13 protein-coding genes are annotated in these 13,556 nt (G+C 46.9%); all 13 read left to right on the forward strand.

What is annotated here, in order from left to right; all coding sequences use genetic code 11:
* The first annotated feature begins 15 nt into the window (after positions 1–15).
* The 13 genes from rbfA to dapA all read left to right on the forward strand — a co-directional run bounded on the left by rbfA (position 16) and on the right by dapA (position 13,149).
* Positions 16–375, forward strand: coding sequence for a 30S ribosome-binding factor RbfA (rbfA, locus tag MHB43_RS12295; RefSeq protein WP_017689140.1), 360 nt, complete (start codon positions 16–18; stop codon positions 373–375).
* Between the two features lie 19 nt (positions 376–394).
* Entirely contained in the window at positions 395–1,372 is a 978-nt protein-coding gene (locus MHB43_RS12300) for a bifunctional oligoribonuclease/PAP phosphatase NrnA (protein WP_237175946.1), read from the forward strand.
* Positions 1,366–2,289, forward strand: a complete 924-nt coding sequence (gene truB / locus MHB43_RS12305) for a tRNA pseudouridine(55) synthase TruB (RefSeq protein WP_405132040.1) — start codon at positions 1,366–1,368, stop codon at positions 2,287–2,289. The genes MHB43_RS12300 and truB overlap by 7 nt, the downstream gene beginning before the upstream one ends.
* Positions 2,290–2,359: 70 nt before the next feature.
* Positions 2,360–3,298 (forward strand): bifunctional riboflavin kinase/FAD synthetase, encoded by a 939-nt coding sequence (locus MHB43_RS12310; protein WP_405132041.1) that lies wholly within the window; start codon positions 2,360–2,362, stop codon positions 3,296–3,298.
* 159 nt (positions 3,299–3,457) lie between these two features.
* A complete protein-coding gene (rpsO, locus tag MHB43_RS12315) occupies positions 3,458–3,727 on the forward strand; it encodes a 30S ribosomal protein S15 (protein ID WP_056700672.1) in 270 nt (89 codons plus the stop codon).
* Positions 3,728–3,986: 259 nt separating this feature from the next.
* Positions 3,987–6,089 carry a polyribonucleotide nucleotidyltransferase gene (gene pnp, locus MHB43_RS12320; RefSeq protein WP_405132042.1) on the forward strand — a complete coding sequence of 701 codons (2,103 nt, stop codon included), beginning with the start codon at positions 3,987–3,989 and terminating at the stop codon, positions 6,087–6,089.
* A gap of 175 nt (positions 6,090–6,264) precedes the next feature.
* Positions 6,265–7,260, forward strand: coding sequence for a polysaccharide deacetylase family protein (locus tag MHB43_RS12325; RefSeq protein WP_047842504.1), 996 nt, complete (start codon positions 6,265–6,267; stop codon positions 7,258–7,260).
* 99 nt (positions 7,261–7,359) lie between these two features.
* The gene (locus tag MHB43_RS12330) at positions 7,360–8,643 is read left to right on the forward strand and encodes a M16 family metallopeptidase (protein WP_405132043.1); all 1,284 of its coding nucleotides are present in this window, start codon (positions 7,360–7,362) and stop codon (positions 8,641–8,643) included.
* On the forward strand, positions 8,603–9,049 hold the full coding sequence (dut, locus tag MHB43_RS12335) for a dUTP diphosphatase (RefSeq protein WP_017689132.1): 447 nt from the start codon (positions 8,603–8,605) through the stop codon (positions 9,047–9,049). Before MHB43_RS12330 ends, dut begins: the two co-directional genes overlap by 41 nt.
* 157 nt (positions 9,050–9,206) lie before the next feature.
* On the forward strand, positions 9,207–10,106 hold the full coding sequence (gene dpsA / locus MHB43_RS12340; RefSeq protein ID WP_076208873.1) for a dipicolinate synthase subunit DpsA: 900 nt from the start codon (positions 9,207–9,209) through the stop codon (positions 10,104–10,106).
* A complete protein-coding gene (locus MHB43_RS12345; protein ID WP_076208872.1) occupies positions 10,103–10,699 on the forward strand; it encodes a dipicolinate synthase subunit B in 597 nt (198 codons plus the stop codon). The genes dpsA and MHB43_RS12345 overlap by 4 nt, the downstream gene beginning before the upstream one ends.
* A 303-nt stretch (positions 10,700–11,002) precedes the next feature.
* Complete coding sequence (gene dapG, locus MHB43_RS12350) at positions 11,003–12,223, forward strand: aspartate kinase (protein ID WP_036670402.1); 1,221 nt, start codon at positions 11,003–11,005, stop codon at positions 12,221–12,223.
* A gap of 47 nt (positions 12,224–12,270) precedes the next feature.
* Complete coding sequence (gene dapA, locus MHB43_RS12355) at positions 12,271–13,149, forward strand: 4-hydroxy-tetrahydrodipicolinate synthase (protein WP_221824148.1); 879 nt, start codon at positions 12,271–12,273, stop codon at positions 13,147–13,149.
* The last annotated feature ends 407 nt before the right edge of the window (positions 13,150–13,556 follow it).

The following is a 13,556-nucleotide window of genomic DNA, read 5'->3' on the forward strand; positions in this document are numbered from 1 at the left end:
ATGAGGTGAACAACGATGGCTAAGATTCGTACAGGTAGAGTGGGCGAGCAGATCAAGAAAGAAATCAGTCTGCTCATCCAGTCTGAACTGAAAGATCCACGTATCGGCTTTATTACGGTAACGGGAGTCGAAGTGACAGGAGACTTGTCGCAAGCCAAAGTTTATCTGAGTGTCTTCGGTGAGCAGGAACAAAAAGATAACACGCTCAAAGCTCTGGCAAAAGCAAATGGATTTTTGCGTTCCGAGCTGGGCAAACGTATCCGGTTCCGGCATGTTCCCGAGTTGATATTTAAGATTGACGAATCCATCGCTTATGGCAGCCGAATTGAGAAGCTGCTTGGCGATATTGGTTCCGACAAGAACGAATCCCAGTAACAGAATAGAGGAGACGGCAATGCACACTTATGAACAGGCGCTCCAGGCCGGAAAGCAATTTCTGCTGGAGCATGATGATTACCTGGTCGTGTCGCATGTACAGCCGGACGGTGACGCAGTCAGCTCGACGGTAACGGTGGGCTGGCTGCTGTCATGTCTGGGTAAGACATTCACGATGATTAATGAAGGCGAAATTCCCGGGCGTATGCATTTTTTGTGGGAAGCAGGCAACATTGTGAACATGACCGAACAACCACCGCAGCGAAAATATAAAGCTGTTATTTGTGTGGATTGTGCAGACTTTGCCAGAGTAGGTTTGACACGTCATTATTTCGAAGACGATGCTGTTATTTTGAATATTGATCATCACCCTACAAATGACGGTTATGGTACAGTCAACATCATTAAGTCAGATGCTGCTGCAACCGCTGAAATTTTGTTCGATTTTCTTAACCTGTTCCAAGTAACATGGGATAAAGATGTTGCGACGGCAGTTTATACAGGATTGCTTACGGATACAGGTGGCTTCCGCTATGCCAACACCAGCCCAAATGTAATGACAACGGCCTCCAGACTGCTTGAACATGGCGTGGATGGACCCTATCTTGCCCAGACCTTGTTGGAGCAGGTGACTCTTCCGCAAGTTCGGATTTTGAATCAGGCACTATCAAGCCTGCAGATGACGGATGATGGAAAGATAGCCTGGGTTGTTATTACACCAGATGATATGGTGGCTTGTGGAGCAGCTAATGAAGATCTTGAAGGGGTAGTGAATTATCCGCGTAACATTCAGGGCGTGGAAGTTGGTATCTTTTTCAAAGTCATCAACGAGAATGCGGTCAAGGTTTCTTTGCGTTCAGCTGGCAAGATTGATGTTGCTGCACTAGCCCAGACCTTTGGCGGAGGCGGGCATGTGCTTGCAGCCGGATGTCGTCTGGAAGGCAGACTTGATGATATTGTCGCAAAAGTACTGAAGCAGGTGAACTCACAATGGTAAAGCCATTTGAAGGTGTACTTCCGATATATAAACCGGCGGGATTTACTTCTCATGATGTTGTAGCCAAAATGCGTCGCATTCTCAAAATGAAGCGCATTGGGCATACGGGCACACTTGACCCACAAGTTACAGGCGTTCTGCCGCTCTGTCTTGGACGGGCGACACGTGTGGTGGAGTACATGCAGGAGCTTCCGAAGGAATATCTGGCTACGCTCAGATTGGGACTCTCTACTGACACAGAGGATATGACAGGGGAAGTCATTGAGCGGGCTGAAACGACTGTGGAAGTAACACAGGAACAGGTTCAACAGGTGCTAAAGCAGTTTCTGGGCACGATCTCTCAAGTACCACCCATGTATTCTGCGGTAAAGGTAGACGGCAAACGTCTTTATGAGCTTGCTCGTGAAGGTAAGACGGTAGAGCGTAAGAGTCGTGAGGTCACAATCTATGAGCTCGAACTTACAGGGATTGAGACTCAGGGTGAGACCACCGATATATCTTTCCGGGCTTTATGTTCAAAAGGTACCTATATTCGGACATTGTGTGTAGACATTGGCCGGCAACTCGGATATCCATCGACTATGGTTCAACTGGAGCGTACAATATCGGCAGGTATCTCTGCAGATCGTTGTCTTCGTATTGAAGAAGTGGAACAACTTATGGCTGACGGGACTTTGGCGGAGGTGCTGATTCCTGTTGACGAGGCTATTTCTTCAATTCCGGCCCACAAGGTTGGAGAAGAACAGGTCAAAGGAGCACTTCAAGGTCAGAAACTGTCTGCACGTCTTCTGGAACCACCTGTAGAGCAACCTGGGTTAATGCGGTTGTATGCTCAGGATGGTACGTTTCTGGGGATATTTGAGCGGGATGAACTAAAACCAACGGTGAGGGCAGTTAAAGTCTTTTTGCCGGAATAAAGAGGTTTCGGGCTTGGAGTTGTGGTGATGCTCAAGCTTGGCCTATCTAGTGAAATGCAGGTGAATGATTGTGAAAACCGTAATGCTAACCTATCCGCAGACGTTACATTCGACTGAGCTGAGCACACTGCCCCAAGTGCTTGCGATTGGTCAATTCGACGGACTGCATCTCGGACATGCAAGTGTCATTTTATCAGCTGTCCGCATTGCGCGGGAAACGGGCATGCAGGCAGCGGTCATGACCTTTCATCCACATCCGAAGGAAGTTATGCGCAAAGGGGATTACGAGGGTTATTTAACTCCCTTGAGAGATAAAGAAGATATCTTGGCAGGAATGGGCGTTGATGTACTCTATGTGGTGGAGTTCAATGAAGATTTCTCACGGTTGACGCCGCAACAATTCGTACACGACCTGTTGATTCCTCTTCAGACACGAACAGCGGTGGTGGGTTTTGACTTCCGTTTTGGTCACAAGGGTGCAGGGGATGAACAACTTCTTCGTACTTTGGGAGAAGAAGAGATGACGGTGGAAACCGTTCCTCCGTTCTTGTTAAATGGTGAAAAAGTGAGCAGTTCTCTTATTCGTGGCCTGTTGAAGCGTGGGGAGATGGATGAGGCCAGTCAGTGGCTTGGTCGACCTTACAGCATCAGAGGAACCGTCATTCACGGGGAGAAGCGTGGACGAACGATTGGATTTCCTACAGCCAACCTTGAACTCACGGATCATTACGTTACCCCGTCGAAGGGTGTTTACGCTGTTCGTGTGCAGTATGGCAAACAGGAACTGCATGGCGTAATGAATCTTGGTGTGAAACCTACGTTTCACGAAAGCGGGATGAAACCTACGTTTGAAGTGCACCTGCTTGATTTTGATGGACACTTGTATGACCAGGAACTAAAGGTTGAGCTCGTTCACTATATTCGTGCAGAACGAAAGTTTGACTCCATTGATGCATTGATTAGCCAAATTCGTGAAGATGCATTAACTGCCGGCCGCCTGTTATCTTAAAGGTTCAGGATTAAATGCATGTTTACATTTACTTTAACTAGGCAATTATGATATACTGTACTACGTTGTCGATTGAGACAACATTAACCTTGGCTTGGTTGCTTGCGCTCACCGGCGGTGACGAGGCTAATGGCGATTATATTGAAGGAGGTGAACAGGATGGCATTGACTCAAGAACGTAAACAACAACTGATCGACGAGCACAAAACTCACGAGTCCGATACAGGATCTCCAGAGGTGCAAGTTGCTATCCTTACGGAAAACATCAGAAGTTTGACAGACCACTTGCGTACGCATAAGAAAGACCACCACTCACGTCGTGGACTTTTGAAAATGGTAGGTCAACGTCGTAAGCTTTTGGCTTACGTGAAAAACAAAGATGTTAAACGTTACAGCGCACTGATCGAAAAACTCGGATTGCGTCGTTAATTATCGTACATGTTTTCAAAACCAACCTGGCTGTTATCCGTCATTCTTTTGTCTAAAAGGACAAGCGGAACCTACAGCCGGGTTGTTTTGTAGATGAACATGTTGCCATATATTTGTAGATGGGGCTCCGTGAGGAGCTTTTGTTGTGCAGGTTAGCATGTTGAAAGTTCCATACATAGCTAATGAATGCAGGACAAGCAGGAAATACTGTAAATATGCAGAATCCATTGAATTAGGAACGAATATAAGGAGGGGTTTCATGGAACAGCGTGTTGAAATGCAGCTTGGTGGAAGAAAGCTTACGCTTGAGACCGGGCGTTTGGCCAAGCAGGCTAATGCTGCCGTTAAGGTAACATACGGGGATACCGTGGTATTGTGTACCGTGACAGCATCAAGTGAGCCGAAAGATCTGGACTTTTTCCCATTAACGGTGAACTATGAAGAAAGATTGTACGCCGTAGGTAAAATCCCGGGAGGATTTATTAAACGTGAAGGCAGACCGAGTGAGAAAGCCATTCTTTCAAGCCGTCTGACAGACCGTCCAATTCGTCCTTTGTTCCCGGAAGGCTTCCGGAATGATGTACAAGTTCTGAATATCGTTATGAGTGTGGATCAGGATTGCGAACCGCAAATTGCTGCAATGATTGGTACATCGGCAGCATTGAGTATTTCGGATGTTCCATTCAGCGGACCGATTGGTGGCGTGAAAGTTGGACGTATTGATGGCGAGTTCATCATTAACCCAACGATTGCACAGCTTGAAGTCAGTGATATTGAACTGGTCGTTGCAGGAACCAAAGATGCCATCATGATGGTTGAGGCGGAAGCAAACGAAGTGCCGGAAGAAGTGATGCTCGAAGCAATCATGTTTGGACATGATGAGATCCAAAATATTATTGCTGTAATCGAACAACTTGTGCAAGTTGCTGGAAAAGAAAAAATGGCTGTTAAGTTGCGTACCGTTAATACTGAAGTTAACAGCAGCGTGCGTGAATTCGCCAGCGCTCGTCTGGTCGAAGCGGTTAAAATCGCCGAGAAACATGCTCGTCAAGATGCAATCGATGTAGTGAATGACGAAACCGTTGCTCACTTTGAAGAGAAATATATTGAAAGTCCGGAATTGTTCAAAGACGTGAAGGAAGTTCTGCACGATATCGTCAAAGAAGAAGTGCGTCGTCTGATTACGCATGATAAAGTTCGTCCGGATGGACGTGGACTTGCTGAAATTCGCCCAATTGAATGTGATACATCTCTGTTGCCACGTGCACATGGTACAGGACTGTTTACGCGCGGTCAAACGCAAGCACTTAGCGTTTGTACACTGGGTGCACTGGGTGATGTTCAGATTTTGGACGGAATCAGTCTTGAAGAAACGAAACGATTCATGCATCACTATAACTTCCCACCATTCAGCGTAGGTGAAGCTCGTCCATTACGTGCTCCAGGCCGTCGCGAAATCGGACATGGTGCTCTGGGTGAGCGCGCGCTTTCCAAAGTGATTCCTTCCGAAACGGATTTCCCATACACGATACGTTTGGTATCTGAAGTTCTGGAATCCAACGGTTCATCATCTCAGGCAAGTATCTGTGCCAGCACTTTAGCTATGATGGATGCAGGTGTACCAATCAAAGCTCCAGTTGCGGGTGTAGCTATGGGTCTGATCAAAGATGGAGATCATGTATCCATTCTGAGTGATATTCAAGGTATGGAAGATCACCTCGGTGACATGGACTTTAAAGTAGCTGGAACACCTGAAGGTGTAACTGCAATCCAAATGGACATCAAAATTGCTGGTATTAATCGTCAAATTTTGTCTGATGCATTGGCGCAAGCCAAAGAAGGTCGTATGCACATTTTGGGCAAAATGAACGAAATTTTGAAAACTCCACGTGAGCAGTTATCACAATATGCACCTAAAATTACAACGATGCATATCAACCCGGACAAAATCCGTGATGTTATCGGTGCAGGTGGTAAAATTATCAATAAAATCATCGAAGAAACCGGTGTTAAAATTGATATTGAACAGGATGGACGTGTCTTTATCGCTTCTTCCAACCAGGAGATGAATGATAAAGCCAAAGCGATCATCGAAGGTATTGTGCGCGAAGTATTGGTCGGCGAGATTTATGTCGGCAAAGTAAAACGCGTAGAAAAATTCGGTGCATTTGTTGAAGTACTTCCGAACAAAGAAGGTCTGGTACACATCTCGCAACTGTCAACTGAACGTGTTGCCAAAGTGGAAGATGTTGTAGCTATCGGTGATTCCATTACGGTAAAAGTAACGGAAATTGACCCACAAGGTCGAATCAACTTGTCCCGTAAAGCAGTTTTGACTGCTGAAGTTCCGGCTCAATCCTAGGATACCGAAGCGACAGGTTACAAAAGGATAGATTGAATGAAGAGACAGAATGTGAATTTCTGGCTCTTTTTTTAACGTTTAAATATGTAAAGCAAAGATGAAAACATGGCTTAGCATTCATATTCTTGCCCTTGTCCTCATATGATGGGGACAAAGACGGCGGGAGGATGGAGCTGTGGGAAACCAATCCAAAAAGCTGGCGGCTGTTCTGGCGGGTGTGACTGCGGTCATATTGATCGGACAAGTTGGCAGTGTACGTACATACATTACGGAGATCCGTGATGGGCCAGGTACGCAAAATGCTTTTGACATGTTTAAGGAGGCGACTGGAGAAGATGCGCTGTTGTCTGCGATTCGGGATAAAGCGGCTGAAACGAAAATTGCTCCGGTGAATGCCAGAGTGGATCGGGTATGGAAAGCAATTCCTGGTTATAATGGCATGGAGATTGATGTGGAAGCGACATACCGTAAGGCGCTGAGTGGAACGTTGAATACCAAAATAGCGTATGTCTACCGTCAGATTGAGCCGGAGATCCAGCTTAAGGATTTGGGTGCACATCCGATCTATCGGGGGAATGCAAACAAACCGATGGTTTCATTTATGATTAATGTGGCCTGGGGGAACGAATACATTAAACCGATGCTGGATACGCTCGATGCCGAGAAAGTGAAGGCTACTTTTTTTCTGGATGGAAGTTGGTTAAGCAAAAACGTTGAACTGGCCAAAGAAATTCAGAAGCGTGGGCATGAGATGTCCAATCATGCGTATTCTCACCCGAATATGAGTCGATTGAGCGCAGAACGGGCCAAGCTGGAAATTAGCAAAACCCAGGATCTGCTCCATAAAACACTGGGCGTAGAGAATCGTTGGTTTGCTCCGCCTTCCGGTGACTTTAATCAGAAGACCGTTGACATTGCTTCATCCATGGGGCTGCAAACCGTGTTATGGACAGTAGATACTGTGGATTGGCGTAAGCCAAGCCCGGATGCCGTTGTTGCTAAAATTGCAAAAAATACCGAGGCAGGCACGTTAATTCTAATGCACCCTACAGCTGCTTCTTCGGGAGCTTTAAAGGGCATGATTCAATCCATACGGGCCAAAGGTCTGGTGCTCGGAACAGTAAGTGAGACGCTGTCTTCGGAACGTGTAAATACCTCTGCGGTTGAGTGAACGTTGTTTTTTTGTTAATATCAAAAAGTTGGAACCAAATGTCGATTTCAATTTCAAGGTTGAGATCAAGGCAATTATAGAGATGTAGGAGGGCCAACCATGAAAAAAATTCAGCTGGGCAATGGCCTCAGAGTTGTCATGGAACAGATACCGACCTGCCGTTCTGTGTCTTTCGGAATATGGGTCAAGACAGGTTCGCGCAATGAGCAACCTGCAAGTAACGGAGTATCACATTTTATTGAACACATGTTGTTCAAAGGAACAGATCGTTATGATGCCAAGGCGATTGCGGAGCAGTTCGATGCGATTGGCGGTAACGTGAATGCGTTCACTTCCAAAGAATACACGTGTTATTATGCTAAAGTGTTGGATGAACATTTGCCGATTGCGGTTGATGTATTGTCTGATATGTTTTTCCGCTCCAAAATGGATGATGGTGAATTGATCAAGGAGAAAAACGTCATTCTGGAAGAAATCTCGATGTATGAAGATACGCCGGATGATATGGTTCATGATCTGATGGCCTTGGCCGCCTATGGTGAGCATCCACTCGCATACCCAATCCTGGGTACGGAAGAACGTCTCAAAGCGATGGATTCCAGTCATCTGCGTGCATATATGAAGGAGCACTACACGATTGAGAACACGGTCATTAGTATCGCGGGTAATATTGATGACAGTGTAATCGATCTGATGGAGAAGCATTTTGGTGCTTTTGATGTAAATGGAGTAACGGAAGCAGTCACGATGCCAGCCTTCCAAAGCGAACAGCTCTTTCACAAAAAGAAAACGGAACAGAATCATATCTGTATTTCGTTCCCGGGCTGTAAAATCGGAGATCCGCTGCAATTCGCTATGGTTGTTCTGAATAACGCCATTGGTGGAGGCATGAGCTCCAGACTGTTCCAGGAAATTCGTGAGAAACGGGGTCTTGCGTACTCCGTGTATTCCTATCATAGCTCTCATGCGGACAGCGGACTTTTCACGATATACGCGGGTACAGCACCAAAACAGACCAAAGAAGTGCTCGATCTGACTAAAGAGGTTCTGCGCGACCTGGCTGTAAACGGCTTGTCCGAAGATGAACTTCGTAAAGGAAAAGAACAGCTGAAAGGCAGCTTGATTCTGAGCTTGGAAAGCACAGGTAGTCGCATGAATCGTCTGGGTAAAAACGAACTCATGCTGGGCAGACACCATACGCTGGATGAGATGATCACCAAAATTGAGCAAGTTACCATGGACGATATTAACGCGGTACTTGATCTGATGTTTGCTGAGCCTTTTGCACTTGCTATGGTTGGCGCTTCAGATAAGACGATCGCTGGATTGAGAAGGGATGATTTTGTTGCATTACGTTCAAATACAGAAACTGCCGGGCAATGAAGATATTAAACTGCCTCAAAAAATGTCGGAGCTGGCATCCGGCTTTGATGTAGTAGCTGCACTTCAGGAAGATGTTGTATTGCAGCCGGGTCAGCGTACGCTGATTCCTACCGGACTTGCGATGGCAATGCCAGCTGGATTGGAAGCACAGATCCGTCCTCGGAGCGGACTGGCTTTCAAACATGGAATTACCTGCCTCAACACACCGGGGACCATTGATGCGGATTATCGTGGAGAAGTTAAAGTGCTGTTGATTAATCTGGGTCAGGAACCGTTCACGATTGTACGAGGAGAGCGCATCGCACAGATCGTCTTCCAGACCGTGCCTGCGGTTGAATTGACGGAAGTGAATGAACTTTCCGAAACGGTACGTGGCGAAGGCGGATTCGGTCATACCGGGAAATAAGCAGCGTAAATATACCTATTCTTTAGAGTCGTCCCTGACAGGGGCGGCTCTTTTTTACATTCGAGAAACAGACGGTGGAATGCAATTATTGTTTTCACCCCCCTGTGGGCCCTTGCATACGATAAGGCATACATGTGGTGAAAGGAGTGACGTCCCGATGCTGACCGGAGTCCGGATTGTAGTCCTGGGCGGAGATGCGCGGCAGCTTGAAGTCATTCAAAAGTGCGCTGAGCTGGATGCAACGGTAAGTGTGGTGGGTTTCGATAAAATAGAGCGTTCCATTCCAGGGATCGAGCACCAGGAACTGGAGGATGAAGTGTTTGCTTCTGCAGATGTACTGGTACTGCCTGTCGTCGGTTGCGATGACCAGGGAAAAGTAAGTACTTCATTCAGTGACACACCGATCTATTTGAAAAAGGAACATATTGCAGCATTACCCGAGCATTGTATTGTGTTCACAGGTATGGCAAAGCCGTTCCTGCGCGAACTTTGTCTTGAAAATGGGCTGCGACTTGTTGAAGTACTTGATCGTGATGATATTGCACTTTACAACTCTATTCCAACAGCTGAGGGAGCCATCGCCATAGCTATTCGGGAGACGGACTTCACAATCCATGGTTCGGAATGCATTGTGCTGGGCATTGGTCGAACAGGATTCACAATGGCCAAAACACTGCAGGGACTTGGAGCAAATGTGCGGGTAGGAATCAGGCGCGAAGAGGATGCTGCCCGCGCTACAATAATGGGCTGGAAGCCTTTCATGACAACGGATTTGGCCGCTCAAACCGGGGAAGTTGACTTGCTTTTTAATACGATACCGACTATGATAATCACAGCACAAATCCTGTCCAGAATGCCGCAAAAGGCTGTCATTATCGACCTCGCATCCGCTCCTGGCGGCTGTGATTTCAGGTATGCTGACAAACGCGGTATCAAAGCGCTACTTGCGCCTGGCCTCCCCGGCATTGTTGCTCCCAAAACGGCTGGCGGCATTATTGCCGACGCGTTGATCCGTTTGCTTTTGGAAGAACAGAACGCACGGGAGGTTAAATCATGAACTGGCAGGGAAAAACGGTAGGTTATGCAATTACGGGTTCTCATTGTACGTTTGAAGAGGTTATGCCGGTAATTAGCCGCTTCGTAGCTGAAGGTGCCAACGTCATTCCGATTATTTCGAATTCGGTTCTGACGACGGATACACGCTTTGGTACGGCGCAAAATTGGCAAAAACAGTTGAAAGATATAACAGGTAATGATATCATTTCTACAATTGTTGAAGCGGAGCCATTAGGGCCTTCCAAGTTGCTTGATGTGCTGGTGATTGCTCCATGCACAGGGAATACAACAAGCAAGCTGGCTAATGCGATGACCGACAGTCCAGTGCTAATGGCCGCCAAAGCGCAGATGCGCAATCAGCGTCCGCTTGTGCTCGCGATTTCCACGAATGACGGTCTGGGCTTGAATGCTGCGAATATCGCCAAATTGCTCGTGGCCAAATATTTGTATTTTGTGCCATTTGGGCAGGACGATCCAATGAAAAAACCAAACTCGTTAGTCGCCAAAATGGAATTGATTCCAGAGGCTTGCTGGAGTGCTCTTGAGGGCAAACAGTTGCAGCCGATGATTGTGGAGCGTTCTTCACAGGCTTGATGGAACAATGATTCGGAGACAACGTTTATGCGCTTGGAGAAATGAAGGGGTTCGAGAGACAAAGAAAATCATGGGGGACGATATGCTGGATTGAACAGCTACTATGTCCACGTTCCTGTATATAAGGCATTCCTGCTTGCGGGTAGTACAGGTTAAGCAAGCGGGAGAGGTCTATTGTGAATGTATGCGTCATGACCTCGTATAAAATGCTGGAATTATCGCATCAGAACGCTCCCTAGAGTGATCCATTTGTTGATTTGACCCGTGTCCAGTCTTCTTGCGTACACAAATGGAGGAATAAAGATGCGTATCATGGTACAGAAATTCGGAGGCACGTCTCTCTCCACTGTTCAGGCGAGAGAGCATGTGCTCCGTCACGTTAAACGTGAACTTGAAGCAGGATTGAGTCTGGTCATCGTTGTGTCTGCGATGGGCCGCCGCGGCGAGCCATATGCGACTGATACATTGCTGGACTGGGCTGCACAGAACGGAAACGCACTATCCGCACGCGAAAAGGATTTACTGCTGTGCTGTGGTGAAATCATATCTGCGACAACGTTGAGCAGTTTACTCGAACATGAAGGCATTCCAACTACAGTGCTGACCGGCGCACAAGCAGGTTTTGTGACGGACGACAATTTCGGGAATGCCCGGATATTGGATGTCCGTCCTGTTCGTGTGTTGGAGCAGCTTCAGCTCGGCCGTGTCGTTGTTGTAACCGGATTCCAGGGGCAGACAGAGAACGGAGACTTCACGACACTGGGTCGTGGGGGAAGTGATACGTCTGCTACAGCTCTCGGTGCAGCATTACGTGCTGAAATGGTGGATATCTACACAGATGTGAACGGGATACTTACCGCTGATCCGCGAATTGTTGAGGATGCACGTCCACTGACTGTTGTGAGTTATGCAGAGATATGTAACATGGCCCACCACGGGGCCAAGGTAATCCATCCACGTGCGGTTGAGATTGCGATGCAATCCCAGATTCCAGTGCGGGTAAGATCTACTTTTGCAGACACGGAAGGAACGCTGGTTACGCATCCGGAAGGGTTTCAGGATGTGCAGACAGGCATTGTTGACCGTTATGTAACAGGCATCGCCTACGTGAGCAATGTAACGCAAATTACGGTGGATGTGCCTGGTGGTGGTGCAGATCGATTGCAACTAAAAGTGTTCAAAACCATGGCAGAGAATTCAATCAGTGTTGATTTTATTAATGTTACCCCCTCGGGAGTTGTCTATACGGTTTTTGACAGTGATTCCGAGAAAGCCATACAGGTATTGCAGGAGATAGGTCTCAAGCCACAAAGCCTGTCCGGTTGTGCCAAAGTGTCCGTCATTGGCGGAGGCATTAATGGTGTACCTGGAATTATGGCTCGAATAGTGGAGTCCTTGACACTGGCAGACATTCAGATCCTGCAATCGGCAGATTCGAATACAACGATCTGGGTACTCGTAAAAAAAGAAGATATGGTTCAGGCCCTGAGGGCACTTCACGCCTCATTCGAACTTCATTTGTAAATAACTGAAGTTAGAGGAGCCAAACCTGTTTTGAAGGAGGAATCGAATTGGACTTTGGAAGATTGATTACAGCAATGGTCACTCCGTTCAATGAACAAGGAGAGATTCATTGGGAGGAAACGGCACGTCTAATCGACTATCTGATTGCAGATCAAAAGTCGGAGACGCTTGTGGTTTCTGGAACAACAGGGGAGTCTCCAACACTTAGTGATACTGAGAAAGTTCAATTATTCGAATTTGCAGTGAAACATGCGGCCGGTCGGTGCAAAATTATAGCCGGAACGGGAAGCAATAACACGGCACATTCCATCCATTTGACACAGGAAGCTGAACGTGCCGGAGTGGATGGCATATTGTTGGTTGTTCCGTATTACAACAAACCTAGCCAAGAAGGTTTGTTCAAACATTTTGAAGCGATTGCAGGCTCCACCAAGCTGCCAATTATGCTCTACAACGTGCCTGGGCGTACTGTAACCAGCCTGTCAGCAGCGACAACACTTCGTCTTGCGCAGATACCTAATATCGTCGCTACGAAGGAATGTGCGTCTATGGAGCAGGTTACGCTGATTGCAGCAAGTGCTCCAGAGAATTTCAGAGTCTATTCCGGTGATGATGCTTCAGGCTTACCAGCGATTGCGGTTGGAGCACATGGAATTGTCAGTGTGGCCAGTCATGTCGTAGGGGCAGAAATGAAGAAAATGATTGACGCCTTCTATGGCGGAGCACCTCTTGAGGCTGCTCAGATTCATCAGCAGTTGTTCCCAGTGTTCAAAGGCCTGTTTGAGTGTCCACAGCCTCTACCAAACCCGGTAGCGGTGAAATATGCGCTGACATTGCGTGGTCTAGACGTTGGTTCTGTACGATTGCCCCTTATTCCACCAACGGAAGAGGAGCAGGTTTATATCAAAGGTTTGCTTAATTTGTAATCATTTTGGCTGCATAAGGACTATTTTATTAATCATGGCAATATTCTTCAGATTAGCAAAAGAACCGCTCCTCTTCGTCGAGGCTGCGGTTCTTTTTTTTACGAGTAATGTGAGGTTTCTTTTCGAATGCTAAGGGGAAACCTACAGGTTAACGAGAGAGTGACTTGTTTTTTTTGTTTTTAATCATGTATAATGATGTCAAGTGACTGGGTGCGGTATTTTTTTGAAATTGAAAGCGACATCGTTTCGTGGTGTAGCTTTGCGGTGAAAAAGGAAGGAACGGCTAAGAGGGAATTTCAAATCCAACTTGTTGGTCAAAGGGAATAACTTCGAAGAACTTCTTCCAAATATCGTGAATAAAGGTGTTCTTTTGCATTCATCCCCATAGATGGGTATGTGATGTATGG

Source organism: Paenibacillus sp. FSL H8-0317, from assembly GCF_045040685.1.
In the GTDB taxonomy this organism is placed as follows: Bacteria; Bacillota; Bacilli; order Paenibacillales; family Paenibacillaceae; genus Paenibacillus.